General features: G+C 74.2%; 23 protein-coding genes. 14 read left to right on the forward strand and 9 right to left on the reverse strand.

Going from position 1 to position 24,066, the window contains the following annotated elements; all coding sequences use genetic code 11:
- The first annotated feature begins 138 nt into the window (after positions 1 to 138).
- Positions 139 to 906, forward strand: a complete 768-nt coding sequence (hisF, locus tag ACLQ2X_RS19220; RefSeq protein WP_425682425.1) for an imidazole glycerol phosphate synthase subunit HisF — start codon at positions 139 to 141, stop codon at positions 904 to 906.
- A gap of 4 nt (positions 907 to 910) precedes the next feature.
- On the opposite strand, the gene ACLQ2X_RS19225 is transcribed toward hisF, so the two are convergent.
- Both ACLQ2X_RS19225 and ACLQ2X_RS19230 read right to left on the reverse strand, forming a co-directional pair.
- Complete coding sequence (locus ACLQ2X_RS19225; protein ID WP_425682426.1) at positions 911 to 1,372, reverse strand: hypothetical protein; 462 nt, start codon at positions 1,370 to 1,372, stop codon at positions 911 to 913.
- Positions 1,373 to 1,488: 116 nt separating this feature from the next.
- Entirely contained in the window at positions 1,489 to 2,121 is a 633-nt protein-coding gene (locus ACLQ2X_RS19230; RefSeq protein ID WP_425682427.1) for a YczE/YyaS/YitT family protein, read from the reverse strand.
- Positions 2,122 to 2,180: 59 nt separating this feature from the next.
- Between ACLQ2X_RS19230 and ACLQ2X_RS19235 the strand changes: the two genes are divergently transcribed.
- Together ACLQ2X_RS19235 and ACLQ2X_RS19240 are read left to right on the forward strand one after the other, a co-directional pair.
- Positions 2,181 to 3,632 carry a PLP-dependent aminotransferase family protein gene (locus tag ACLQ2X_RS19235; RefSeq protein WP_425682428.1) on the forward strand — a complete coding sequence of 484 codons (1,452 nt, stop codon included), beginning with the start codon at positions 2,181 to 2,183 and terminating at the stop codon, positions 3,630 to 3,632.
- Positions 3,633 to 3,708: 76 nt separating this feature from the next.
- Positions 3,709 to 5,004: a low temperature requirement protein A gene (locus ACLQ2X_RS19240; RefSeq protein ID WP_425682429.1), complete on the forward strand. Its 1,296-nt coding sequence runs from the start codon at positions 3,709 to 3,711 to the stop codon at positions 5,002 to 5,004.
- A 66-nt stretch (positions 5,005 to 5,070) separates the two neighbouring features.
- On the opposite strand, the gene ACLQ2X_RS19245 is transcribed toward ACLQ2X_RS19240, so the two are convergent.
- Positions 5,071 to 6,897 (reverse strand): AMP-dependent synthetase/ligase, encoded by a 1,827-nt coding sequence (locus tag ACLQ2X_RS19245; RefSeq protein WP_425682430.1) that lies wholly within the window; start codon positions 6,895 to 6,897, stop codon positions 5,071 to 5,073.
- 150 nt (positions 6,898 to 7,047) lie between these two features.
- Positions 7,048 to 7,677: a TIGR03085 family metal-binding protein gene (locus tag ACLQ2X_RS19250; protein ID WP_425682431.1), complete on the reverse strand. Its 630-nt coding sequence runs from the start codon at positions 7,675 to 7,677 to the stop codon at positions 7,048 to 7,050.
- Between the two features lie 167 nt (positions 7,678 to 7,844).
- Between ACLQ2X_RS19250 and ACLQ2X_RS19255 the strand changes: the two genes are divergently transcribed.
- Positions 7,845 to 9,743 (forward strand): ABC transporter ATP-binding protein, encoded by a 1,899-nt coding sequence (locus ACLQ2X_RS19255; RefSeq protein WP_425682432.1) that lies wholly within the window; start codon positions 7,845 to 7,847, stop codon positions 9,741 to 9,743.
- Positions 9,744 to 9,916: 173 nt separating this feature from the next.
- Entirely contained in the window at positions 9,917 to 11,692 is a 1,776-nt protein-coding gene (locus tag ACLQ2X_RS19260) for an ABC transporter ATP-binding protein (protein ID WP_425682433.1), read from the forward strand.
- Positions 11,693 to 11,744: 52 nt separating this feature from the next.
- Here the strand turns inward: ACLQ2X_RS19260 and ACLQ2X_RS19265 are convergent, their stop codons facing one another.
- The 3 genes from ACLQ2X_RS19265 to ACLQ2X_RS19275 are packed head-to-tail and all read right to left on the reverse strand — an operon-like array spanning position 11,745 to position 13,812.
- Entirely contained in the window at positions 11,745 to 12,341 is a 597-nt protein-coding gene (locus ACLQ2X_RS19265) for a TetR family transcriptional regulator (RefSeq protein ID WP_425682434.1), read from the reverse strand.
- Complete coding sequence (locus ACLQ2X_RS19270; protein ID WP_425682435.1) at positions 12,338 to 13,093, reverse strand: ABC transporter permease; 756 nt, start codon at positions 13,091 to 13,093, stop codon at positions 12,338 to 12,340. Before ACLQ2X_RS19270 ends, ACLQ2X_RS19265 begins: the two co-directional genes overlap by 4 nt.
- Positions 13,090 to 13,812: an ABC transporter ATP-binding protein gene (locus tag ACLQ2X_RS19275; RefSeq protein ID WP_425682436.1), complete on the reverse strand. Its 723-nt coding sequence runs from the start codon at positions 13,810 to 13,812 to the stop codon at positions 13,090 to 13,092. The genes ACLQ2X_RS19270 and ACLQ2X_RS19275 overlap by 4 nt, the downstream gene beginning before the upstream one ends.
- 109 nt (positions 13,813 to 13,921) lie before the next feature.
- Here ACLQ2X_RS19275 and ACLQ2X_RS19280 point away from each other — a divergent pair, with 109 nt between their 5' ends.
- The 4 genes from ACLQ2X_RS19280 to ACLQ2X_RS19295 all read left to right on the forward strand — a co-directional run bounded on the left by ACLQ2X_RS19280 (position 13,922) and on the right by ACLQ2X_RS19295 (position 16,996).
- The gene (locus tag ACLQ2X_RS19280; RefSeq protein WP_425682437.1) at positions 13,922 to 14,311 is read left to right on the forward strand and encodes a MerR family transcriptional regulator; all 390 of its coding nucleotides are present in this window, start codon (positions 13,922 to 13,924) and stop codon (positions 14,309 to 14,311) included.
- Positions 14,312 to 14,403: 92 nt separating this feature from the next.
- A complete protein-coding gene (gene hisI, locus ACLQ2X_RS19285) occupies positions 14,404 to 14,835 on the forward strand; it encodes a phosphoribosyl-AMP cyclohydrolase (RefSeq protein ID WP_425682438.1) in 432 nt (143 codons plus the stop codon).
- Positions 14,832 to 16,385 (forward strand): anthranilate synthase component I, encoded by a 1,554-nt coding sequence (locus ACLQ2X_RS19290; protein WP_425682439.1) that lies wholly within the window; start codon positions 14,832 to 14,834, stop codon positions 16,383 to 16,385. Before hisI ends, ACLQ2X_RS19290 begins: the two co-directional genes overlap by 4 nt.
- Complete coding sequence (locus ACLQ2X_RS19295) at positions 16,382 to 16,996, forward strand: Trp biosynthesis-associated membrane protein (RefSeq protein ID WP_425682440.1); 615 nt, start codon at positions 16,382 to 16,384, stop codon at positions 16,994 to 16,996. The genes ACLQ2X_RS19290 and ACLQ2X_RS19295 overlap by 4 nt, the downstream gene beginning before the upstream one ends.
- On the opposite strand, the gene ACLQ2X_RS19300 is transcribed toward ACLQ2X_RS19295, so the two are convergent.
- Positions 16,989 to 17,264 carry a hypothetical protein gene (locus ACLQ2X_RS19300; protein WP_425682441.1) on the reverse strand — a complete coding sequence of 92 codons (276 nt, stop codon included), beginning with the start codon at positions 17,262 to 17,264 and terminating at the stop codon, positions 16,989 to 16,991. The genes ACLQ2X_RS19295 and ACLQ2X_RS19300 overlap by 8 nt on opposite strands.
- 387 nt (positions 17,265 to 17,651) lie before the next feature.
- On the opposite strand from ACLQ2X_RS19300, the gene trpC reads away from it, so the two are divergent.
- The 5 genes from trpC to ACLQ2X_RS19325 all read left to right on the forward strand — a co-directional run bounded on the left by trpC (position 17,652) and on the right by ACLQ2X_RS19325 (position 23,121).
- Positions 17,652 to 18,512, forward strand: a complete 861-nt coding sequence (gene trpC / locus ACLQ2X_RS19305; protein ID WP_425682442.1) for an indole-3-glycerol phosphate synthase TrpC — start codon at positions 17,652 to 17,654, stop codon at positions 18,510 to 18,512.
- 37 nt (positions 18,513 to 18,549) lie between these two features.
- Positions 18,550 to 19,776, forward strand: a complete 1,227-nt coding sequence (gene trpB / locus ACLQ2X_RS19310) for a tryptophan synthase subunit beta (protein WP_425682443.1) — start codon at positions 18,550 to 18,552, stop codon at positions 19,774 to 19,776.
- Positions 19,777 to 19,780: 4 nt separating this feature from the next.
- Positions 19,781 to 20,584 (forward strand): tryptophan synthase subunit alpha, encoded by an 804-nt coding sequence (trpA, locus tag ACLQ2X_RS19315; protein WP_425682444.1) that lies wholly within the window; start codon positions 19,781 to 19,783, stop codon positions 20,582 to 20,584.
- A 120-nt stretch (positions 20,585 to 20,704) separates the two neighbouring features.
- Positions 20,705 to 21,922, forward strand: coding sequence for a prolipoprotein diacylglyceryl transferase (lgt, locus tag ACLQ2X_RS19320; RefSeq protein WP_425682527.1), 1,218 nt, complete (start codon positions 20,705 to 20,707; stop codon positions 21,920 to 21,922).
- A gap of 11 nt (positions 21,923 to 21,933) precedes the next feature.
- Entirely contained in the window at positions 21,934 to 23,121 is a 1,188-nt protein-coding gene (locus ACLQ2X_RS19325) for an FAD-dependent oxidoreductase (protein WP_425682445.1), read from the forward strand.
- Between the two features lie 15 nt (positions 23,122 to 23,136).
- On the opposite strand, the gene ACLQ2X_RS19330 is transcribed toward ACLQ2X_RS19325, so the two are convergent.
- Positions 23,137 to 23,979, reverse strand: a complete 843-nt coding sequence (locus tag ACLQ2X_RS19330; protein ID WP_425682446.1) for a GNAT family N-acetyltransferase — start codon at positions 23,977 to 23,979, stop codon at positions 23,137 to 23,139.
- Positions 23,980 to 24,066: the final 87 nt, after the last annotated feature.

Raw genomic sequence — 24,066 nt, forward strand, 5'->3', positions numbered from 1 at the left:
GATCCTGGTGCGCCGACGGCGGCGGGGGGGGGGGGGGGGGGGGGGGGGGCGCCCGCCCCCCGGCCCCCCCCCCCCCCCCCCGCGCCCCCCCCCCCCCCCCCCCCCCCCCGCCGCCGTCGCGTTGGCTACGCTCGGGGCATGACGGTGGCGGTGCGGGTCATCCCGTGTCTGGACGTGGACGCCGGGCGGGTGGTCAAGGGCGTCAACTTCGTCGACCTGCGGGACGCGGGCGACCCGGTGGAACTGGCGGCGGCGTACGACCGGGCCGGCGCCGACGAGTTGACCTTCCTGGACGTCACCGCCTCGTCCAGCGACCGCGGCACCATGCTCGACGTGGTGCGGCGCACCGCCGAGTCGGTCTTCATCCCGCTCACCGTGGGCGGCGGTGTGCGCCGGGTCGCCGACGTCGACACGCTGCTGCGCGCCGGGGCGGACAAGGTCGGGGTGAACACCGCGGCCATCGCTCGGCCCGAACTGATCGCCGAGATCGCCGACCGGTTCGGCCGGCAGGTGCTGGTGCTCTCCCTGGACGTGCGTCGCGCCCCGGACGGGGGCACCCCGAGCGGCTTCGAGGTCACCACGCACGGCGGCCGGCGGGGCACCGGCCTGGATGCGGTGCGGTGGGCGGCGCGCGGTGCGGAACTGGGGGCGGGGGAGATCCTGCTCAACTCGATGGACGCCGACGGCACCAAGGCCGGGTTCGACCTGCCGCTGATCCAGGCGGTCCGGGACGTGGTGGACGTGCCGGTGATCGCCAGCGGTGGCGCCGGTGCGGTGGCGCACTTCCCGCCGGCCGTCGACGCGGGCGCCGACGCGGTGCTCGCGGCCAGCGTCTTCCACTTCGGGGAGCTGACCGTGGGTGAGGTCAAGGACGCGCTGCGCGTCGCCGGGCACCCGGTGCGCTGAGCGGTCAGGGCCGGCCGGAGCGCCCCTCCGGGGAGCGGCGCGGCATCGGGATCGACCGGACCACGTACTCCTGCACCGCGGCCGCGTGGTCGTCCTCGGGGAGGTGCCACTCGGACTCGGCCGGTCGTTGACGGCGGGTCAGCACACCCTGCACGGTGTCGACGGTGGTGCCGAGCCCGGCGTTGGGTCGGGTTCGCCAGAGCCGCTCGCCGTCCGGGGTGACCCGGAACCAGCCGTCGGAGACGCTGACCAGCCCCGCGCTCACCAGGCGGCGGACCGCCCCCTCCACCTCGTGCCGCTCGGGGATGGCCTGGTTGAGGTGGTCGGCGGTGGAGAGCACGTCGGCGAGGCGTACCCCTTCGGGGCGGCGTGTGGCGGCGGCCCGCCGGTGCCGCCCGGCGCCGCTCGCCATGACAAGTGCGACGAAAATCCAGGCGTCGCTCCAACGCCAACCGTTCTCCCCCATGCGGAAATGATGCCCGCCGACGAGGGTGGAGGGAACACCCGGTGTCGTGCTTGTTGGCCGCCGCAGGTCAGGGCGGTGCGGGTGGGGCCGACCGTGGCGCTGGGCCCCGGTGGTGATCACGTGGCGTAGGCGGGGTCCGGTCGGGCCGGCAGCGCGAAGAGCGCGATGAAGAACTGGGCCAGGGGTCCGATGGCCAGCGCGTACGCCACGGTGCCGAGGCCGACGGTGCCGCCGAGCAGCCACCCGAGGGCGAGCACGACGACCTCGATGGTGGTCCGGACCAGCCGCACCGACCAGCGGGGCCGGCGGGCGACGAAGCCGGTCATCAGGCCGTCGCGCGGGCCGGGGCCGAGTCCGGCGCCCAGGTAGAGGCCGGTGGCGGCGCCGTTGGCGACGATCCCGGCGAGCAGCATCGCGGCCCGGACCGGCAGGCTGTCGCCCGGTGGGAGCACGGCCAGGGTGGCGTCCACGACCAGGCCGACCACCACGACGTTGCTGATCGTGCCGAGGCCGGGGCGCTGCCGCAGCGGGACCCAGAGCAGCAGCACCAGGGCGCCGACGGCGATGGTGACGGTGCCGAAGGAGAGACCGGTCTGCCGGGCCAGTCCCTGGTGGAACACGTCCCAGGGGTCCAGCCCGAGTTCCGACCGGATCATCAGCGCCATGCTGAGCCCGTAGAGCACGAGCCCGACGTAGAGCTGGGTGAGCCGTCGCGCCGGCCGGTGCCGGAGATTGCCAAGCGGAGCCATGGATGCCACCCTAGAAGCCAATTCCGCCTGGTGAGCGGGCCAATTCCGGAGGTGTGGCCATGACGAGTCAGGTTCGTGGCGTCCAATTGGCGCGACTCCTCGGCCAGTGGCACGCGCTGCCGGGCCGCCGCCGCAGCCCGGACTACGCCGCGCTCGCCGCCGCCGTCCGCGGCCTGCTCGCCGACGGCCGCCTCCCCCTCGGCGTACGCCTGCCGGCCGAACGCGAGCTGGCCGAGGCGCTGCGGATCAGCCGGACCACGGTCACCGCGGCGTACCGGGAACTGCGGGAGAGCGGCCACCTGACCAGCCGGCGCGGGGCCGGGAGCTGGACCATGCTTCCCGGCGGGCACCGGGTGGCCAGCACCGGACTGTGGACGCCGCTGGACGACCGCGACATGATCGACCTCGGTGTCGCCGCGCTCTCCGCGCCGCCGCAACTGCTCCCGGCCGCCAGGGCGGCGGCGGAGGACCTGCCCCGCTACCTGGGCGGCGCCGGCTACCACCCGACGGGCATCATCGAGCTGCGCGAGGCCGTGGCCCGCTCCTACACCGAGCGCGGGCTGCCCACCAGTCCGGAACAGATCATGGTCACCAGCGGCACCCAGCACGCGCTGGACCTGGTGCTGCGCCTGGCCCTGTCGCCGGGCGGCGGGGTGCTTGTGGAGTCGCCCACCTACCCCAACGCGCTGGCCGCGCTCTCCGCCCGGCGGGCCCGCATCGCCACCCACGGACTCTCCGACGAGGGCTGGGACGCCGACCTGCTGCTCGGCAGCATCCGGCAGACCCGGCCGAAGCTCGCGTACGTGATCCCCGAGTTCCACAACCCGACCGGCCACCTGATGGCGGCCGACCTGCGTGAGCGGCTGGTCGCCTCGGCGCACGCCGCCGGGACCGACCTGGTGGTCGACGAATCCTTCGTCGACCTGCCGCTGGACGGCACACCGCTGCCGCCGCCGGTGGCCGTTTTCGACAGGCATTCCCGGGTGATCAGCATCGGCGGGATGAGCAAACCGTACTGGGGCGGGCTGCGGATCGGCTGGGCGCGTGCCTCGGCGCCCCAGGTGCAGCGGCTCGCCGCGGCGCGGGTCGGCGTGGACATGGCCAGCCCGGTGCTCGACCAACTCGTCGCGGTGCACCTGCTCGCGGACGCGCCGGCCATCGTGACGGCCCGCCGGGCACAGCTCACCACCCAGCGGGACACCCTGGTCGCGGCGCTCGCCGAGCGGCTGCCCGACTGGCGGGTCCGGGTGCCGGGTGGCGGCGTGACGCTCTGGGCCGAGCTGGACGGGCCGATCTCCAGCGCGCTGGCCCGGGCGGCGGAGGAGGTCGGCGTACGGCTGGCGCCCGGCCCCCGGTTCGGTCTGGACGGGACGCTGGAACGCTTCCTGCGGCTGCCGTTCACGCTGCCGGCCGAGGAGTTGCTGGAGGCGGTGGGACGGCTCGCCGCGGTCCGCTACGACCTGGACCGGACCGGCCGCCCGCAGTGGCGGGAACCGAGCGTCATCGCCTGAGGTCCCGGCCCGCCCGTTCCGGCGGTGATCGGTCGAACCGCCACCGCCGGGCCGCGGCGCCCCGCAGACTGCCCGGGTGGGCAACGGGGGCGCGGGCCGGTGGTCGTCGGCGGTCCGACCCGCCGCGCCCGGCTCCCGGACCACCTGGCTGGAACTCTTCTACGACCTGGTCTTCGTCTTCGCGTTCCTGAGCGTCACCACGCTCACCGCCTCGGAGACCAACCCGGCCAACCTCTACCGCTTCCTGCTGGTCCTGACGTTGCTCTGGTGGTCGTGGACCGGCTTCGCCCGCCTGGGCAACGCGTTCCGCGCCGACCAGGGCGTGCTGCCGCTTGTCGGCTTCGTCACCGTGGCCGCGACGTTCCTGCTGGTCCTCGGTGTGCCCGACGCCTTCGGCGACCTGCCCGGCTCGCTGACCTTCGCCGGGTGCTACTACGTGATCCGGATGGCCCAGCTCACCGTCTTCGGGTGGGTGGACTTCGCCGACCCGGCCCGGCGGCGGGGCTTCCTGCTGCGCGCCCTGATGCCGACCGTGGCCACCGCGTTGCTCGTCGTCGCCGGCGTCGTGGCGTCCCGGCTGCCGCAGGAACGGGTCGCGGTGGGGCTGCAACTGGCGCTGTGGACCCTGGCGGTACTTGTCGAGTACGTCGGCGGGGTGCGGCTGGCCCGGCGGTGGTGGGGGGTGCTCTCGGCCGGGCACTGGGCGGAACGGCACGCGCTGATGGTGCTGATCGCGCTCGGCGAGTCGATCATCGCGTTGGGGATCGGCCCCAAGCAGGGACTGCCGATCACTGCCCCGGTGCTGGTGGCCGCGCTGCTCGGCGTGGTGGTCGTGGCGGCGCTCTGGTGGGCGTACTTCGACACGCTCGCCTTCGCGCTGGAACAGGCGCTGCACCAGGCCCGGGACGAGGCCACCCGGGTACGGCTGGCCCGCGACGTCTACACGTTCCTGCACCTGCCGATGATCCTCGGGATCATCCTGTACGCGCTCAGCCTCAAGGACCTGCTCGCGGAGGCCGCACGACCGGAGACACCCGCCTGGGGACCGCCGCTGGGCACCTTGTGGGCGTTGATCCTCTTCGGCGGAGTCGCGCTGCACCTGCTCGGTGTCGCCGCGTGCTGGTGGCTGGCCGTGCGGGAGGTGCACCGGGCGCTGCTGGTGACCGTGGCGGCGCTGGCCGTGGTCGGGCCGCTCGTGTCCTGGCTCCCCGACCTGGTCGCGCTCGGCGCGTTGGCGGTGGTCACCACCTGCGGCGTGGTGTGGGAGACCCGCGGCGAGGGCGGTCGGCGGCGCCAGGTGCGTCAGCTCGCCCTGGCCGAGCAACTCGCCGCCGAGGCCGAGCAGAGCCGGTGGCGGCGGCGGCACCTGTGACCGTCGCCGCGCCGGATGCGCGGCCGTGCCCCGGGACGGTGGGCACGACCGACGCGGTCCCGGCTGTCAGAGCTCGGCGAGCGTGCCCTCGTACATCTTGTCGATCTCGGAGGAGAAGTTCGTCTCCACGCTGCGGCGCCGGATCTTCAGCGACGGCGTGACCTCGCCGTCCTCGATGGTGAGGTCCCGGGGCAGGATCGTCACCTTCTTGATCGTCTCCCAGCGGTTGAGCTTGGCGTTCAGCTCGGCGACGTAGCCGTCGACCATCGCCTGCGCCTCCGGCGAGGTGACGATCGTGGTGTAGTCCTTGCCCTCCAGCGGGGTGCCCACGGCCCAGGCCTTGATCGCGTCCGGGTCCAGGGTCACCAGCATCGTGCAGTAGTTGCGGGCCTGCCCGATCACCACGGCCTGCGAGGTGTACGGGCACACCGCCTTGAACATGCCCTCGACGTGCGACGGCGCGACGTACTTGCCGCCGGACGTCTTGACCAGGTCCTTCTTCCGGTCGGTGATGCGCAGGTAGCCGTCGGCGTCCAGGGTGCCGATGTCGCCGGTGCGGAAGAAGCCGTCCTCGGTGAACGCCTCCGCGGTCTCCGCGGGCAGGTTGTGGTAGCCGCGCATCACCGGACGGCCCCGGAGCAGGACCTCGCCGTCGGTGTCGATGCGGCACTCCAGGTCGCCCATGGCCCGGCCGACGCTGCCGATCCGCAGCCCGTCGGGCGGGTTGACGAACGCGCCGGCGCTGGTCTCGGTGAGGCCGTAGCCCTCCGAGATCGGCAGGTTGGCGGCGGCGAAGAACGTGCCGATCTCCTTGCTCAGCGGCGCCGCGCCGGAGACCAGCACGCGCATCTGGCCGCCGAGCCGCGCCTGGAGCTTGCTGAAGACCAGCTTCTCGGCGAGCGCGTACTTGAGTCGCAGCCCGGCCGGGACCGGCTGGCCGGCCTGCTCCAGCGCGACCTTCTCCTTGCCGACCGCGACGCCCCAGGCGAAGATCTTCGCCTTGGCGCCGCCCGCGCCCTGCGCGGTGGTGACGGTCTTGTTGTAGACCTTCTCGAAGACCCGGGGCGCGCCGCACATGAGCGTCGGCCGGATCACGCCGAGCATGTCGACCAGCCGGTCCACCCGGCCGTCGACGTACGTGGGCAGGCCGACGTGGGTGGCGCCGCAGAGCAGCGTCTTGCCGAACGAGTGGGACAGCGGCAGCCACAGGTACTGCAGGTCGTCGACGCGCAGCAGACCGAGGTCGGCCTGGGCGACGCCCTCCCAGCACCAGCCGCCGTGCAGCAGTTCCACGCCCTTGGGCCGGCCGGTGGTGCCCGAGGTGTAGATCAGGGTGGCCAGGTGGTCCGGCCCGATGCCGGCGACCAGCCGCTCGATCAGGTCCGGGTCGGCGCTGAGCGCGGACGTCCCGCGCTCCTCCAACTCGGCCAGGGTGAGCTGCGGGACGGTGGCGGCCGGGTCCGGCGTGCCGTCGAAGAGCACCACGTGGGTCAGCGCCGGCAGGTCCGCTCCGGCGATCTTCGCCGCCTGGCCGGGGTCCTCGGCGAACAGCACCCGCGACCCGGAGTCGGCGATGATGAAGACCGCGTCCTCCGGCTCGGTGGTCGGGTAGACGGTGGTGGTGGCGCCGCCGGCGCACATGATGCCGAAGTCGGCGAGCACCCATTCCAGCCGGGTGTTCGCCAGGATCGCCACGGGGTTCTCCAGGCCGACGCCGAGCCCGTGCAGACCGGCGGCGATCGCCTTGGCGCGGTGGCCGACCTGCTCCCACGTCAACCAGACCGGGCCCGAGTCGTCGGGGGCGGGGTGGGCGAACGCCTGCCGGTCGGGGGAGTCCGCCACGCGCTTGAGGAACATGTCGGGTACGGACTGGTACGGTACATCGAGAGCCATCGCTGTAGCCGCCTTCAGGGGTGGAGGACGTGACGGGGGTCACGTCGGTCTGCGGTTACCGAAGGGTATTGCCTGCACCCGTCCAGCGGCTAGCCCTGATCGGCCGACCGGCGTCGCTCCCGCCTGCGGCAACCGTGCCCAGCCCTCGCCTCAGAGACCCAATTCGGCGGTACGCAGCCGCTCGGCGAGCGGGGCCGGGCCGTCCACCTGCACCCGGGTCACCCGCTGGCGACCGGTCAGGAACAGCACCAGCTCACCCGGTGCGCCGACCACCCGCAGCCGCTCGCCACCCCCACCGGCCCGCACCTCGCCGTGCCCGGGGGCCTGCACCAGCACCTCGGCCGGGAAGCGCCGCAGCGCCATCCGGGCCAGCAGGGAGACCCGCTTCCAGAGCACCGCCTGCTGCCCGGCCGGCAGGTCGCGCGGGCTCCAACCCGGCCGGGCCCGCCGGACGTCCTCGTGGTGGATGAAGAACTCCATGCCGTTGGCCAGCTCGTCGGTGAGCGGGTTGCTCACCGGGCTCCACACCGGGGGACGGCGTACCCGGGCGATCAGCTCGGCGTACGGCCCGGCGGCGATCCGCCGGCGGACCGACTCGCCGTAGCCGCGCAGCGGCGGCAGCAGGATGCCCCCGGCCGCGTCCGGCCGGCGCTCCCGCACCAGCAGGTGCGCGGCGAGGTCTCGGGTGGTCCATCCCTCGTTGACCGTCGGTGCGTCCGGTCCCACGTCCAGCATCAGGTCGGCGAGCGCCTCGCGCTCCGTTCGGGCGTACCGCGGCATGGTCCGATCGTAGGCCGGGGCCCGCCGATCGGCGCGCCACGCCGGACGGCGCCGCGCCAGCCGGCGCCGAGTGGCGCCATCCGCCCAGGTCGGACCGGACGTGACGGCGGACACCTGCCGGCCTGGTCGGCGGAGACGGCCACGAGCGGTAAGGATGGGGGAGAAAAATGCGGCTTACGGCGGGGGCGAGTGTGGCGAGCGGGACAAGTCGGGACGTGCTCGGCAGCGGGCTGCGGGTGCTCGGCCGGGCCATCCGGGAACAACCGCGGATCTTCGCGGTCGCGGTCAGCGGCAGCGTGCTCTTCGGTCTCCTGGTGATCGCCAGCGCGTACGTGGTCGGCGCGGTCGTCGGCGACCTCGTGGTGCCGGCGGTCGAACGGGGCTCGGTGGCCGGCGGCACCCTGGCGTTGGCGGCGGCGGCACTGTTCGGCATCAGCGTGCTGCGGGTGGTCGCCATCTTCGGCCGGCGGCTCGGCGCCGGCTACATGCAGTACCGGCTCCAGGCCGCCTACCGGCGCCGGGTCACCCGCCGCTACCTGGAACTGCCGCTGGCCTGGCACCAGCGCAACTCCACCGGCACGTTGCTGTCCAACGCCAACTCCGACGTGGAGGCCGCCTGGTATCCGATCGCGCCGCTGCCGTTCGCGGTCGGCACGCTGGTGATGCTGCTCGGCGCGGTGGCCTCGCTGTTCCTCACCGACTGGGCGCTGGCCCTGGTCGGCCTGGCCGTGTTCCCCGCGCTGTTCGCGCTCAACGTGGTCTACTCCCGCCGGATGGCGCCCCGGCAGGCCCGGGCGCAGCGGCTGCGCGCCGAGGTCAGCGGCATCGCCCACGAGAGCTTCGACGGCGCGCTCGTGGTCAAGACGATGGGCCGCGAGGCCCAGGAGACCGCCCGCTTCTCCGCCCGCGCCGGTGACCTGCGGGACGCGTTGATCTCGGTGGGCCGGCTCCGCGGCGTGTTCGACCCGATGCTGGAGACGCTGCCCAGCCTCGGCACCCTGGCCGTGCTCGTGGTCGGCGCGGTCCGGTTCCGGCAGGGCGCGATCACGGTGACCGAGCTGGTCAGCGTGGCGTTCCTGTTCACCGTGCTGGCCTTCCCGGTCCGCGCGATCGGCTGGGTGCTGGCCGAACTGCCGCGCAGCGTCGCCGGCTGGGAGCGGGTCCGCCGGGTGCTCGACGCCACCGGTGAGATGCCGTACGGCACGACGACGCTCGACCCGGCCACCCGTACGCCGGCCACGCTTGGCTTCTCCGACGTCCACTTCGCCTACGAGCCGGCCGAGGCGCACCTGCCCGGCGTCGAGGTGCTCGGCGAGGTGACGTTCACCGTGCCGGCCGGGAAGACGGTCGCCCTGGTCGGGCCGACCGGTTCGGGCAAGTCCACCATCGCCTCGCTCGCCGTGCGCCTGGTCGACCCGCACGCCGGCCGGGTCACCCTGGACGGGGTGGACGTGCGGGAGTTGACCGCCGGGTCGCTCGCCTCGACGGTGGCGCTCGTGGCCCAGGTGCCGTTCGTCTTCGACGACACGGTCCGGGCCAACATCACGCTCGACCGGGCCGGCATCGGCGACGACGAGGTGTGGGCGGCGCTGCGGCTGGCCGAGGCGGACGGTTTCGTCGCCGCGCTGCCCGACGGGCTGGACACCATGGTCGGCGAGCGGGGCACCTCGCTCTCCGGCGGGCAGCGGCAGCGGTTGACCCTCGCGCGGGCGCTGGCCGGCCGTCCCCGGCTGCTGGTGCTCGACGACGCCACGAGCGCGGTCGACCCGCGGGTGGAGGCGGCCATCCTGGCCGGGCTGCGCGGCTCCGCCGACGGTGGCGCGTCGGCGTCGATCCTGGTGGTGGCGTACCGGCGGGCCACGATCGCGCTCGCCGACGAGGTGATCTACGTGGAGCAGGGCCGGGTGGTCGCCCGCGGCACCCATCAGGAGCTGTTGGTCACCGTGCCCGGCTACACCGCCCTGGTGACCGCGTACGAGCAGGCCGAGCAGGAACGCGACCAGAACCGCACGTACGACGAGGTCACGCCGATGACCTCCGGACTGGAGATCGAGGTTGACCGGTGAGCGCGAGGAGTGCAGCGCAGCGGAGCCCCGCAGTCGCGAACGAGGGGCGGATCCGGTGAGCGCGAGGAGTGCAGCGCAGCGGAGCCCCGCAGTCGCGAACGAAGGGTGGGTCCGGTGAGCGCGAGGAGTGCAGCGCAGCGGAGCCCCGCAGTCGCGAACGAAGGGCACATCCAGTGAGCGCCGTGACTGCCGAACAGCGGGACGAGTCGACCTGGCGGACGCTGCGCCGTGGGTTGGCGCTATCCCCGGAGCTGCGCGTCGGTCTGGCCGGCACGGTGGCGTTGGCGCTCGTCTACATGGTCGGCCGGGTGGCCGTGCCGGTGGCGGTGCAACGCGGCATCGACCACGGCATCGTCGGTGGGCTGAACCTGGACGTCATCTGGCTGACCGTGTCGATCACCGCCGCCGTGCTGGTGGTCACCACGACCTGCGGCTACCTGATGATGCGCCGGCTGTTCACGGTCAGCGAGACCGCCCTGGCGGGGGTGCGTACCCGCGCGTTCCGGCACGTCCACGACCTGTCGATGCTGCACCAGCAGTCCGAGCGGCGTGGCTCGTTGGTGTCCCGGGTGACCAGCGACGTCGACCAGATCACCCAGTTCCTCCAGTGGGGCGGCGTGATCCTCATCGTCAACGTGGGCCAGCTGGTGGTGACCACCGCCGTGATGCTCGCGTACTCCTGGCAGTTGACGCTCGTGGTGCTCCTGGCGTTCGCTCCGGCGCTGCTGGTGATCCGACGGTTGCAGCGGCGCCTGGCCGGCGCGTACGGCGTGGTCCGGCAGCGCACCGGCACGCTGCTCGGCGCGATCGGCGAGAGTGTGGTGGGTGCGCCGGTGATCCGGGCGTACGGGATCGCCGGGCGCACCGCCCGGCGGCTGGACGTGGCGATCGACGGGCAGCGGCTGGCCCAGCAGAAGGCGATCCGTACCAGCATCATGGGCAGCTCGGTAGGGGAGTTGGCGGCCGGCGTGGCGTTGGCCGGGGTGGTGGTGGTCGGGGTCAACCTCGGCGTCGACCGGACGCTGTCGGTCGGCCAGCTCACCGCGTTCCTGTTCCTGGTCACGCTCTTCATCCAGCCGGTGCAGATCGCCACCGAGGTGCTCAACGAGGCGCAGAACGCGATCGCCGGCTGGCGGCGGGTGCTTGACGTGCTGGACATCGAGCCGGACGTGGCCGACCCGGGCCGGCAGGGGCGGGACCTGCCGGCCGGCCCGTTGGAGGTGCGGTTCGCCGGTGTGACGTTCGCCTATCCGGGTGGTCCGCCGGTGCTGCACGACGTGACGCTCGACATCGCGGCGAAGAGCCGGGTGGCAGTGGTGGGGGAGACCGGCAGCGGTAAGACCACCTTCGCCAAGCTGCTCACCCGGCTGATGGATCCGAGTGGGGGCGAGGTGCTGCTCTCCGGCGTCGACCTGCGTCAGGTGCGGTTCGACTCGCTGCGCGCCCGGGTGGTGATGGTGCCGCAGGACGGTTTCCTGTTCGACGCCACGGTCGGGGAGAACGTCCGGTTCGCCCGCCCGGATCTGACCGATGCCCGGCTCACCGCCGCCTTCGACGAGTTGGGGCTGGCCGACTGGCTGGACGGCCTCCCGTCCGGTCTGGACACCCCGGTCGGGGAGCGCGGCGAGGCGTTGAGCGTGGGCGAGCGGCAGCTCGTGGCGCTGGCCCGGGCGTACGTGGCCGACCCGGATCTGCTGGTCCTGGACGAGGCGACGAGCGCGGTGGACCCGGCCACCGAGGTTCGCCTGCAACGGGCGCTGGACGCGGTGACCCGGGGGCGGACCACGCTTGCCATCGCCCACCGGCTCTCCACCGCGCAGGCGGCCGACGAGGTGATCGTGGTGGACCGGGGCCGGGTGGTGCAGCGCGGCCCGCACGAGAAGCTGCTGCGCGACACCGACTCGGTGTACGCGCTGCTGTACGCCTCCTGGTTGGAGCAGACCCGCTGATCGTGGGGCCGTGGCCGTGGACGTGGCCGTGGCCTGGACCGGGCCGCGCGGGTCAGTCCAGGTCGCCGGTGAGGTAGCGCTGGACGGTCGGGCCGACGGCGGCCACCAGCGTGGCCGGGTCGGCGGCGGCGACCCCGTCGAGGCGGATCACGTACCGCATCATGCCCAGCCCGGCGAGTTGGGTGGCGACCAGCCCACCGCGCAGCGGCCGCTGCGCCGGGTCCACGCCGAGGTGGTCGAGCACGCGGCGCAGCACCTGCGTGACCAGGAACTCCCGGAACAGGCGGGCGGTCCAGTCGTTGCTCACCGCGGAGCGCAGCAGCGCCACCCCGGCGGCCCCGGCCGGGGAGTCCCACACCGTCAGGAACACCCGGACCAGGCGCTCGCCGACCCGGTCCGGCTCGCCCGCGAGCACCTCCGGCAGCAGTCGCCCCGGGTCGGCCGGGAACGCCATGGCGGCCCGGAACAGATCCTCCTTGGTGCCGAAGTAGTGGTGCACGAGCGCCGGGTCCACCGCGGCGGCGGCGGCGATCGCCCGGACCGACGCGGCGTCGAAGCCACGGTCGGCGAACGCGGCACGGGCCGCGGCGAGGATCGCCTCCCGGGTGTCCGGGTTGCCGGGCCGCCGGCCGCTGCGCGGCGGGCTCATCCGCTGCGCCGGCGCAGCGTCGCGGCGGCCAGCACCAGCGCCACCACCGCCGCGCCGGCCACGATCGCCACGTCGCGCCACATCGTGCCGGTCGGCTCCGCGTGCGCGCCGACCTCCTGCAACGCCTCGACCGCGTACGACAGCGGCAGCGCGTCGCTGACCGCCTGGAGCCAGCCGGCCATCTGGTCGCGGGGCACGAACAGCCCGCAGAGCAGCAGTTGCGGGGCGACCACGACCGGCATGAACTGCACGGCCTGGAACTCGGTGCGGGCGAACGCCGAGCAGAAGAGCCCGAGCGCCACCGCGAGTACCGCGTTCACCCCGGCGATCAGCACGACCAGCCACGCGCTGCCGGCGGTGGTCAGCCCGAACACCTGGTAGGCGACCACCGAGGCCACGGTGGACTGGAGCACCCCGGCCAGGCCGAAGGCGATGCCGTAGCCGAAGAGCAGGTCGAGTTTGCCCAGCGGGGTGGTGAGCAGCCGTTCCAGCGTGCCGGTGGTGCGTTCGCGCAGCATGGCGATGCTGGTCACCAGGAACATGATGATGAACGGGAAGAAGCCCAGCATGATCAGGGCCACCCGGTCGAAGGGGCCCGGTGCGCCGGGTGGGGCGGGCTGGTCGACGTACATGAAGTAGACCAGCGTGAGCAGCACCGACGGCACCACCACGAGCAGCGCCACGGTGCGCTTGTCGTGCCGCAGCTGGCGCAGGATGCGCCCGGTCGTGGCGGCCAGGATGCGCGCGTTCACCGGTTCTCCCCGTCCTGGTCGCGGATGAGGCGCAGGAACGCCTCCTCCAGGTCGTCCACGCCTGTGGTGGCGCGGACCCCGGCCGGGGTGTCGTCGGCGATCAGCCGGCCCTCCCGGATCAGCAGCAGCCGGTCGCACCGGGCCGCCTCGTCCATCACGTGGCTGCTGACCAGCAGTGTGGTGCCGGCGGCGGCCAGGGCGTGGAACCGGGCCCACAGGTCGGCCCGCAGCACCGGGTCCTGGCCGACCGTGGGTTCGTCGAGGACGACCAGCTCCGGCTCGCCGACCAGGGCGCAGGCCAGCGAGGCGCGGCTGCGTTGCCCGCCGGAGAGCGTGCCGACGAGCTGGTCGGCGGCGGCGGCCAGGCCGACGTCGGCCACCGCGCGGTCGGCCTCGGCGTGCGCGCGGCCCTGGAGGACCGCGAAGTAACGGGCGTTCTCCCGGACGGTCAGGTCGGCGTAGACGCTCGGCGCCTGGGTGAGGTAACCGACCTTGCGGCGCAGCTCGGCCGAGCCGGCGGGCCGGCCGAGCACGTCGACCGTTCCGGTGCCGACGGTCTGCACCCCGACCACGGCGCGCATCAACGTGGTCTTGCCGCTGCCGCTGGGCCCCAGCAACCCGGTGACCGTGCCCCGGCCGACGGCGCAGGTGATTCCGTGCAGCACCCGCCGTCCGCCCCGCTCGACCACGAGGTCACGGACCGACACCGCGTCGTCCATGTCCCACCCCCGATCAATTCATCATCCGTTGAAATCAACGGTAGATGAATTCCGCCGGCCGAGCAATGGGGCTTGACTTCGAGCGTGCTCGAACTGGAAGCCTGGACCGGTGGACATCAGCACGCGGGAGATGAGCCTCACCGTCGGTGAGGCGGCGGAACGGGTCGGCCTGACCACCTACACACTGCGCTGGTACGAGCAGGAGGGGCTGGTGGCCCCGGTCGGCCGGGACTCCTCCGGTCGCCGCCGCTACACCCAGTCCGACGTCAACTGGCTGTTCCTGCTCACCCGGCTGCGCCGGACCGGGATGCCGGTGCGCGACATGCGTCGCTACGCCGAGCTGGCCCGGCACGGCGACAGCACGCTCGGCGCCCGACGGGCACTGTTCGAGGCGCACCGGGCCCGGGTGCTGACCCGGATGGCCGAGCTGGCGGAGGACCTGAAGGTGCTCGAACACAAGATCGACGCATACCGTCGGGCCGAGGAGGAACTGCCCTGACCGACCTGGCCCGGGTCCCGGCGCGGTCGCCACGGCCCACTCTCGGGGACACGTCGGCGGCGTCGGTGCCGCGTACGGGAGAATGGTCAACCGTGCCCGCCTCTGAACCGCCGCCGACCGGCGCTCCCGCTCACCCCGGCGCCGCCGTCCCCGGCCCGGCCCGGCCCTCCCGGCTCGACCCGGCCATCGCGGCCAAGCTGCGCCGCACCCCCGACGGCCTGGTCGCCGCCGTGGTCCGGGCCCACGACTCCGGCGAGGTGCTGATGGTCGCCTGGATGGACGACGAGGCGCTGCACCGCACCCTCACCACCGGCCGGGCCACCTACTGGTCGCGCAGCCGCGGCGAGTACTGGGTCAAGGGCGCCACCTCCGGCCACCACCAGTACGTCCGCTCCGTCGCCCTGGACTGCGACGGGGACGCGCTGCTGGTCAGCGTGGAGCAGGTCGGCGCGGCCTGCCACACCGGGCACCGCACCTGCTTCTTCACCGACCTGCCCGTGCACACCCCGGAGGTGACCCGGTGACCGACGGCGTGGTCCACCCGGACCGGTCCACCTTCACCGACCTGGCCGCCCGCTGGCGCGTCGTGCCGGTCACCCGGCGGCTGCTGGCCGACGCCGAGACCCCGGTCGGGGTCTACCGCAAGCTGGCCGGTGGCCCCGGCACGTTCCTGCTGGAGTCCGCCGAGCAGGGCGTCGGTTCCGCCGGCACGGCCTGGTCGCGCTACTCGTTCATCGGCGTACGCAGCAGCGCCACGCTCACCGAACGCGACGGCGTCGCCGGCTGGACCGGCACGCCGCCGGCCGGCGTGCCGAGCAGCGGCGACCCGGTCACCGTGCTGCGGGAAACCGTCGCCGCGCTCGCCGGCCCGGCCTGGGACCCGGCCGGCGACATGCCGCCGCTCACCGGCGGGCTGGTCGGCTACCTCGGCTACGACCTGGTCCGCCGGTTCGAGCGGCTGCCCGAGCTGACCGTCGACGAGCTGGACGTGCCCGAGCTGGGCATGATGCTCGCCACCGACCTGGTGGTGCTCGACCACTACGAGGGCTCGGCGATCCTGGTCGCCAACGCGGTGCTGCCCCCGTTCGACGAGCCCGACCGGGCGCAGCGGGTCGCCGCCGCCTACCACCACGCGGTGGGCCGACTCGACGCCATGACCACGGCGCTGTCCCGACCGATTCCGCCCATGGTCTCCACCGTCCACCGGCCCGACGTCGGCGCGGTGACCAGCCGGACGCCCGACGGCGACTATCCGGCGGCGGTGGCGAAGGCCAAGGAGGCGATCCGGGCCGGCGAGTGCTTCCAGATCGTGCTCAGCCAGCGCTTCGAGCGGCCCACCGACGCCGACCCGCTCGACGTCTACCGGGTGCTGCGCACCACCAACCCCAGCCCGTACATGTACCTGCTGCGCTTCGACGGCTTCGACATCGTCGGCTCGTCCCCCGAGGCGCACCTCAAGGTCAGTGCCGGCCGGGACGGACGCCGCCGGGCGTTGCTGCACCCGATCGCCGGCACCCGGCCGCGTGGCGGCTCCCCGGCGGGCGACGCCAAGCTCGCCACCGAACTGCTCGGCGACCCCAAGGAGCGCGCCGAGCACGTCATGCTCGTCGACCTGGGCCGCAACGACCTGGGTCGGGTCTGCCGGCCGGGCACGGTCGAGGTGCCGGAGTTCGCCACCATCGAGCGCTACAGCCACGTCATGCACATCGTCTCCACCGTGGTGGGGGAGCTGCGCCCCGACCGCACCGCCTTCGACGCGCTGGCCGCGACGTTCCCCGCCGGCACCCTCAGCGGCGCGCCCAAGGTACGCGCCATGGAGATCATCGAGGAGTTGGAGCCGGTCCGCCGCGGCGTCTACGGCGGCACCGTCGGCTACTTCGCGTTCGGCGGTGACCTGGACATGGCCATCGCGATCCGGACCGCCCTGATCCGCGACGGGCGAGCCTACGTGCAGGCCGGTGCCGGAGTGGTGGCCGATTCCGATCCGGTCGCCGAGGAGCAGGAGACGCGCAGCAAGGCCGCCGCCGTGCTCGCCGCGATCGCCGCCGCCGAGACCCTGCGGCCGGCCCGGTGAACGGCCCCGACCGCGAACCGGACCAGGCCGACGGGGCCGGCCCGGCGGGCGGACCCCCGACCGGCGCGCCGGCGCCGCGGGGCCGGCGCGAGCTGGCGTACACGCTCCTGCTGTGCCTGGCCGGCGCGGGTCTGGCCGCCTGGGCGGTGACCCGGACCTGGTCGGTCGAGCCGACCGCGCGCGGCTCGCTGCCGCCCGGACAGCAGGACCGCACCGGCGCGGAGCTGCTGCCCTGGGTGTCGGCGCTGGCCTACGTGGGGTTGGCCGGGGTCGGCGTGCTGCTGGCCACCCGGGGCCGGCTGCGCCGCCTGCTCGGCGTGTTGCTGGCGGCGGTCGGCCTGGCGGTCGCGGCCGGCGGCGGCGTCGGCCTGGCCGAGACCGGGGTGAGCCGTCAGTGGCCGGCGCTGGTGCTCCTCGGTGGCCTCGCCCTGGCCGCCGGTGGGGTCTACACCGTGTTGCGCGGCGACGGCTGGCCGGCGATGGGCGCCCGCTACGAGCGGCGGCCGGGAGACGCCGGGACCGCCGACGCCGATCGCCGGCCGGCGGTCGAACGGGGCAACCGGGACGCGTGGGACGCGCTGGACCGGGGCGAGGACCCGACGGTCAGCTGACCGGCTGGGACTCGCGCACGTCCCGGCGGGCACGGGCCGCGGCCCGTGCGGCGGCCAGCTCGGCCACCAGCCGCTCCAGCTCGCGGCGCTGGGCAGCCCGGGCACGGTCGGCGCAGACCGCCTCCCAGGCGTTGCCCTGGGCGGTGCGCATCCGTCCGTCGCCGGCCACCGTCCGTTCCAGCGTGTGCACCACGCCGACGGCGAGGGAGGCGACGGTCCGGGAGATGGTGGTCAGTCCGATGGCCTGGTTCGGGCTGCTGGTGCTCATGGTCCACTCCGCACGAGATCGTATGGCGACGGTCGCAGCCGCCGGGGTCGAGTCTGCCTGAGCAACAGGCTGCCGGACCCGGGTTTCGGCGCCGTGAAGCGCAGGTCAACTGTCCGACAGGCGGGCGGACCTGGGCAGGGTCGGAAGTCCTTGACCTTGGTCACAGTCGCCGGCACACGCCGCCCGGTGCGGAGCCGGGCCGGTCGTGGTGAGATAGGGCATGGGCGGCAGTCGATGCATGTCGTGGCGCTACGTGACCGCGCGTTCACCCGAAGTCGGCCATCATGCCACAGCCCATTTCGTGAGGTGCGCCATACCCCCCGGCACGTGTCGCCAGGTGGCGCCCCCTAGCATCGGCCCATGACACCCGGAGAGGGGAGTCCGTTGGTGACTGCTGAGCATGCCCCCGAGGGGGACGACACCACGACGGCGCCGTCCGCAGGCGTACTGGACGAGATCCTGGCCGGCGTGCGCGAGGACGTGGCCCGCCGGCAGGAGCAGGTTCCGCTGGAGCGGATCCGTGAACTGGCCGCCGCCGCGCCACCGCCGCTGGACGCGTACGCGGCCCTGCGCCGCCCCGGCGTGGCCGTGATCGCCGAGGTGAAGCGCTCGTCGCCGTCCAAGGGGCGGCTGGCCGAGATCGCCGACCCGGCGGACCTGGCCGGCGACTACGCCGCCGGTGGCGCGCGCGCGATCAGCGTGCTCACCGAGGGCCGCTGGTTCGGCGGCTCGCTTGACGACCTGGCGGCGGTCCGCGCGGCGGTGAACGTGCCGGTGCTGCGCAAGGACTTCGTCGTCTCCAGCTACCAGGTGCACGAGGCCCGCGCGCACGGCGCCGACCTGGTGCTGCTGATCGTCGCCGCGCTGGAGCAGAACGCGCTCGTCGGCCTGCTGGAGCGGATCGAGTCGCTGGGCATGACCGCGCTCGTCGAGGTGCACACCGAGGAGGAGGCCGACCGCGCCCTGGAGGCCGGCGCGCAGGTCATCGGGGTCAACGCCCGCGACCTGCGTACGCTGGAGGTCGACCGCTCGGTGTTCGAGCGCATCGCGCCCGGCCTGCCGAGCCGCGTGGTCAAGATCGCCGAGTCCGGGGTGCGCGGCCCGCACGACCTGATCCGGTACGCCTCGGCCGGCGCCGACGCGGTTCTCGTGGGCGAGGGCCTGGTCACCCAGAAGAGTCCGCGCGAGGCGGTCGCGGAACTGGTCAACGCCGGCAACCACCCGGCCACGCCCCGACCCGTGCGCTGAACGCACCGGGTCACCCGATCCGAGAGGACGCCCCGCGATGAGCGCCGCACCCGCAGCCGGCCAGGTCCCCGACGCCGCCGGTCACTTCGGCCGGTTCGGGGGTCGGTTCGTTCCCGAGGCGCTGGTCGCGGCGCTCGACGAGCTGGACGCGGCCTACCGCAAGGCGATGGGCGACGAGGAGTTCCTCGCCGAGTTCCACGCACTGCTGCGCGACTACGCGCACACCCCGTCGCCGCTGTACGAGGCCCGGCGACTCTCCGCCCAGGTCGGGGCGCGGGTCCTGCTCAAGCGGGAGGACCTGAACCACACCGGCGCCCACAAGGTGCGCAACGTGCTCGGCCAGGCGCTGCTCACCCGGCGGATGGGCAAGCGGCGGGTGATCGCGGAGACCGGCGCCGGGCAGCACGGCGTGGCCACCGCCACCGCCGCCGCCCTGTTCGACCTCGAGTGCGTGGTCTACATGGGTCAGGTGGACACCGAGCGGCAGGCGCTCAACGTCGCCCGGATGCGGATGCTCGGCGCCACGGTCGTCCCGGTGACCGCCGGCTCGCGCACGCTCAAGGACGCGATGAACGAGGCGCTGCGGGACTGGGTCGCCAACGTCGACGACACCCACTACCTGATCGGCACCGCCGCCGGGCCGCACCCGTTCCCGGAGATGGTCCGTGACTTCGTCCGCGGCATCGGGGTGGAGGCCCGCCAGCAGTGCCTGGACCTGACCGGCGCGCTGCCGGACGCGGTCGCCGCCTGCGTCGGCGGCGGCTCCAACGCGCTGGGCATCTTCCACGCCTTCGTGCCGGACGCCGGGGTGCGGTTGTACGGCTTCGAGGCCGGCGGCGAGGGCGTGGCCACCGGCCGGCACGCGGCCAGCATCACCGGCGGTTCGTCCGGGGTGCTGCACGGCACCCGCACCTACGTGCTCCAGGACGCCGACGGTCAGACCATCGAGTCGCATTCCATCTCCGCCGGCCTGGACTACCCGGGCGTCGGGCCGGAACACGCCTGGCTGCACGACACCGGGCGGGCCGTCTACCAGCCGGTCGACGACGCCGAGGCGATGGCCGCGTTCGAGCTGCTCTGCCGCACCGAGGGCGTGATCCCGGCGATCGAGAGCGCGCACGCGCTGGCCGGGACCCGCCGCATCGCCCCGGAACTCGCCGCCGAGCTGGGCCGGGAGCCGGTGATCGTGGTCAACCTGTCCGGCCGGGGCGACAAGGACGTGCACACCGCCGGCGCCTACTTCGGCATCCTCGACAAGGAGTGACAGCGTGAGCCGCATCGGGGTCGCCTTCGACAAGGCCCGGGCCGACGGGCGGGCCGTGCTCGTCGGCTGCATGCCGGCCGGCTTCCCGACCGTCGAGGGCAGCATCGCCGCCATGACCGCGATGGTCGAGGCGGGCGTGGACGTCATCGAGGTGGAGATCCCCTACTCCGACCCGGTGATGGACGGCCCGGTCATCCAGCGGGCCAGCGACATCGCGCTGGCCGGCGGCGTCCGTACCGCGGACGCGCTGCGCGTCGTCGAGGCGGTCGCCGCGTCCGGGGCCAGCGTGGTCACGATGACCTACTGGAACCCGATCGAGCAGTACGGCGTCGACGCGTTCGCCCGGGACATGGCCGCCGCCGGCGGCACCGGCCTGATCACCCCGGACCTGATCCCGGACGAGGCCGCCGAGTGGCTGGCCGCGTCCGACGCGCACGGCCTGGACCGCACGTTCCTGGTGTCGCCGTCGTCCACGGACGCGCGGCTGCGGATGACCGCCGAGCACTGCCGCGGCTTCGTCTACGCCACCGCGATCATGGGGGTCACCGGCGCCCGCGCGCAGACCTCCGACGCCGCGCCGATCCTGGTCTCCCGGCTGCGCGAGGTCACCGACCTGCCGGTCGGGGTGGGGCTGGGCGTGGGCACCGGCGCGCAGGCCGCCACCGTCGCCGGTTACGCCGACGCGGTGATCGTGGGCAGCGCGTTGGTCCGGTGCGTGCTCGACGCCCCGGACCAGGCCGCCGGCCTGAGCGCCCTGCGTCGGCTCAGCGCCGAACTCGCCGAGGGCGTCCGCAACCCGGTCCGCTGACCTGGTCCCGACCGGCCGTCCGGCGTCGGCCCCGCGCCCGCGTCGCGGGCGTGCCGGCGGACCGGGGTGCCGCCGACCCCTCCCGCACCGGTACCGTGTGCACCCGTGACCTACGCCCCGATGAGCCCACTGGCGGCCATGCCCAGCCCCAGCACCGCTGTCTGGCAGCTCGGTCCGGTTCCGATCCGGGCGTACGCGCTCTGCATCATCGCCGGCATCGTGGTGGCCTGCGTGGTCACCGAGTACCGGCTGCGTCGTCGCGGCGTGGCGCCGGGTGCGGTGCTCGACATCGCCGTCTGGGCCGTGCCGGCCGGCATCATCGGCGCCCGGATCTACCACGTCATCACCTCGCCGGAGAAATACTTCGGCTCCGGCGGTGAGCCGCTCAAGGCGCTGTACATCTGGGAGGGCGGCCTGGGCATCTGGGGCGCGGTGGCCGGTGGCGCGGTCGGCGCGTGGCTCGCCGCACGTCAGCTCGGCATCCCGTTCGCGGTGGTCGCCGACGCGCTGGCGCCCGGGCTCCCGCTGGCGCAGGCGGTCGGCCGGTTGGGTAACTGGTTCAACAACGAGCTGTACGGCGGCCGGACCACGCTGCCCTGGGGCCTCGAGGTGCACGTGATGGACCCGGACAACCCGGGTCACGCGTTGCGCGACGACGCCGGGAACCCGGTGCTCCAGCCCGGGCTCTACCACCCGGCGTTCCTCTACGAGGCGCTCTGGAACATCGGCGTCGCCGCGCTGGTGCTGCTCGTCGACCGCAAGCTGCGGCTGGGTCGGGGCCGGGCGTTCGCGCTCTACGTGATGGGCTACACGGTGGGCCGGTTCTGGATCGAGCTGATGCGCACCGACGAGGCCCACCTGATCCTCGGCGTACGGCTCAACGTCTGGACCGCCGCGCTGGTCTTCCTCGCTGCGCTCGCCTATTTCGTCCGGGTCCGTGGCCCCCGGGAGTACGTGGTGCCGGTGGGGGAGACGGCCGCCGCGCCGGTGCCCGGCGGTGACGTGTCCCAGGTCGACCTGTCCGCCGGGGAGACCGGCTCGCGGCCGGTCGCGCCGGAGGGATACCGGGTGGTGTCCGAGGAGCAGTTCCGCGCCTACCGGGAGACCGGCGTGCTGCCCCCACCGGACGCCGAACCGGACGTCGACGACTCCGCCCGGACCGACGACACCACCACGACCGACGACACCACCACCGCGGACGACGACACCGCCACCGCGGACGACGACGGCACGGACGACGGCACGGACGACGCCGGTACGGATGACCGCACCGGCGCCGGCACGGCGCGCGACGCCCGGGCGGACGCCGGCGGACGATCCGCCGACCGGGACAGCTGAGCGGGGGTCGCATGCGCAGCGCGGTGGTGGTCGGTGCCGGTCTCGGCGGGCTGGCGGTGGCCGGTGTGCTGGCCCGCTCGGGATGGCAGGTCACACTGCTGGAGCGGGCCGACCGGGTCCGGCCGGAGGCGACCGCCGTGGTGCTCTGGCCGAACGGGGTCCGCGCGCTGCGCGCCCTCGGCCTCGGCGACGGGCTGGACGCGATCGCCACCCCGCTGCCCGACGGTGGGGTCCGCCGCCCGGACGGGCAGTGGCTGGTGCAGCCCCGGGCCACCCCGGCGGAGCGGATGCCGGTGGTGGTGCACCGGGAGGACCTGCACGACGCGCTCATCGCCGGGCTGGGCGACCGAGTGGAACTGCGGACCGGGGTGACCGTGCGCAGCGTACGCGCGGCCTCCGGGCAGCGTCCCACGGTGGGTGACGGCCGGCACACGTACGAGGCCGACCTGGTGGTGGCGGCCGACGGCACGGACAGCGGTCTGCGCCGCCACCTGGCCCCGGAGGCGAAGGTGGTCAGCTCCGGCTGCGCCGCCTGGCGGGCCGTCATCCCCTGGTACCGGGCCCCGCAACTGCCGGACGACCAGCCGGTGCACGGGGAGACGCTCGGCGCCGGCTACCGCTTCCTGGCCGCCTCGCTCGGCGAGCGGGGCACCGCCGGGGCTTCCCGCCGGGGCGGCATCTACTGGGTGGCGACCGCAGCCGGCGCACCCCGGCCGGAGCCGCCGGAGATCCAGCTCGCCCTGCTCAAGCGCTGGTTCGCGGGTTGGCCCGGGCCGATCGCCACGCTGCTGGAGGCGACCGACCCGGCCGACGTGGTGCAGCAGGAGATCCGCGAGCTGCGTCCGCTGCCCCGCTCGTACGGCTTCCCGGCCGGCCCCGGTGGTGTGGTGCTGCTCGGCGACGCCGCGCACGCCATGCCGCCGCACCTGGGGCAGGGCGCCTGCCTGGCGTTCGAGGACGCAGCCACGCTCGCCGGGCTGCTGCGGGAGTCGCGGCTGCCGGACGCGGTGACCGCGTACGACAGGTTGCGGCGCCCCCGCGCGGCCACCATGGTCCGGCAGACCCGGCGGATGTCTGCGGTGCTGCAGGCCCGAGGCCGGTTGGCGCTGCGCGCCCGGGACGCCGCACTCGGCACGATCAGCCCTCGGCTGCGCAACACGGCCGCCGCAGCGGCCGCCGACTGGCAGCCGCCGTCCTGACCGGCCGGTGGACGCTCAGATGACGGCGGCGGGCTCGGCGATGCACGCGGTGCCCACGCGGCGGAAGCCGACCCGCAGGTAGACCCGGGCGATGTCCTCGCTGCCGGCGCTCAGGAAGATCAGGTCGGTGCCGTCGGCGCGCAGCTCGTGGGCCAGCGTGGCGGTCACCGCCGCGCCCAGGCCGCGGCGGCGGGCCGACGGCAGCGTCGCCACCCCGGCGATCTCCGCCACGTCGTCCACCCGCATGGCCATGCCGCTGGCCAGCGCGCCCTCGTCGGGCGTCCCGGCGAGCACCGAGATGCGCCGGCCGTCAACGATCCGGGTGGCCTCCTCCTGCAGCGCGGCGACGTCCAGCTGGGCGAGGGCGGCGTCCCGGTCGGCGGGGCCGGCCTCGCCCCGGGCGGTGCCGCCGTGGGCGAAGCCGACCGCCGCGACCGCCCGCCGTAGGGCGATGTCCGTGGCGAAGCCGGGGTCGCCGGGGTCGAGCACCCGCACCGGTACGTCGCTGAGGGTGCCCGGTTCGGGCAGCCGCTCCGGTTCCAGCAGCATCAGCGGCGCCTCCAGCACGGCCAGCCCGGCCGAGCGGGCGACCGCCAGCAGGTCCGGTTGGTGTTCGTGCACCCATTCGAACGTCTCCGGCAGGCCCAGTGCCCGCTGGCGGGCGCGGACCTCGGTCACGTCGGCCAGGGAGGCGGTGCGGGTGGCGTCGGGGCGGGGCCGGGCGTAGAACGGCCAACCGGCACCGTCCCGGACGAACAGCACCAGAGCGCCGAAGTCCTCGGTCCGGGCCCCGTCGCGGGGCACCGCGTCGTAGAACCGTTCCAACCGGTCGAGTGCGGCCGCTCGCGCTACATCCACCGCGCGAGACTACAGCTCCCAGCATCTGGAAGTGTGATCAATCTGAACTGGCCTTGCGCCGGAAGCCCTAACGTAGACTCAATAAAC

This window comes from Micromonospora sp. DT31 (assembly GCF_049841795.1).
In the GTDB taxonomy this organism is placed as follows: domain Bacteria; phylum Actinomycetota; class Actinomycetes; order Mycobacteriales; family Micromonosporaceae; genus Micromonospora.

Coding starts and splice junctions, on each gene's coding strand:
- hisF (WP_425682425.1), top strand. CDS start 139: ATGACGGTGGCGGTGCGGGTCATCCCGTGTCTGGACGTGGACGCCGGG.
- ACLQ2X_RS19225 (WP_425682426.1), bottom strand. CDS start 1,372: ATGGGGGAGAACGGTTGGCGTTGGAGCGACGCCTGGATTTTCGTCGCA.
- ACLQ2X_RS19230 (WP_425682427.1), bottom strand. CDS start 2,121: ATGGCTCCGCTTGGCAATCTCCGGCACCGGCCGGCGCGACGGCTCACC.
- ACLQ2X_RS19235 (WP_425682428.1), top strand. CDS start 2,181: ATGACGAGTCAGGTTCGTGGCGTCCAATTGGCGCGACTCCTCGGCCAG.
- ACLQ2X_RS19245 (WP_425682430.1), bottom strand. CDS start 6,897: ATGGCTCTCGATGTACCGTACCAGTCCGTACCCGACATGTTCCTCAAG.
- ACLQ2X_RS19250 (WP_425682431.1), bottom strand. CDS start 7,677: ATGCCGCGGTACGCCCGAACGGAGCGCGAGGCGCTCGCCGACCTGATG.
- ACLQ2X_RS19255 (WP_425682432.1), top strand. CDS start 7,845: ATGCGGCTTACGGCGGGGGCGAGTGTGGCGAGCGGGACAAGTCGGGAC.
- ACLQ2X_RS19265 (WP_425682434.1), bottom strand. CDS start 12,341: ATGAGCCCGCCGCGCAGCGGCCGGCGGCCCGGCAACCCGGACACCCGG.
- ACLQ2X_RS19275 (WP_425682436.1), bottom strand. CDS start 13,812: ATGGACGACGCGGTGTCGGTCCGTGACCTCGTGGTCGAGCGGGGCGGA.
- ACLQ2X_RS19300 (WP_425682441.1), bottom strand. CDS start 17,264: ATGAGCACCAGCAGCCCGAACCAGGCCATCGGACTGACCACCATCTCC.
- trpB (WP_425682443.1), top strand. CDS start 18,550: ATGAGCGCCGCACCCGCAGCCGGCCAGGTCCCCGACGCCGCCGGTCAC.
- lgt (WP_425682527.1), top strand. CDS start 20,705: ATGAGCCCACTGGCGGCCATGCCCAGCCCCAGCACCGCTGTCTGGCAG.
- ACLQ2X_RS19325 (WP_425682445.1), top strand. CDS start 21,934: ATGCGCAGCGCGGTGGTGGTCGGTGCCGGTCTCGGCGGGCTGGCGGTG.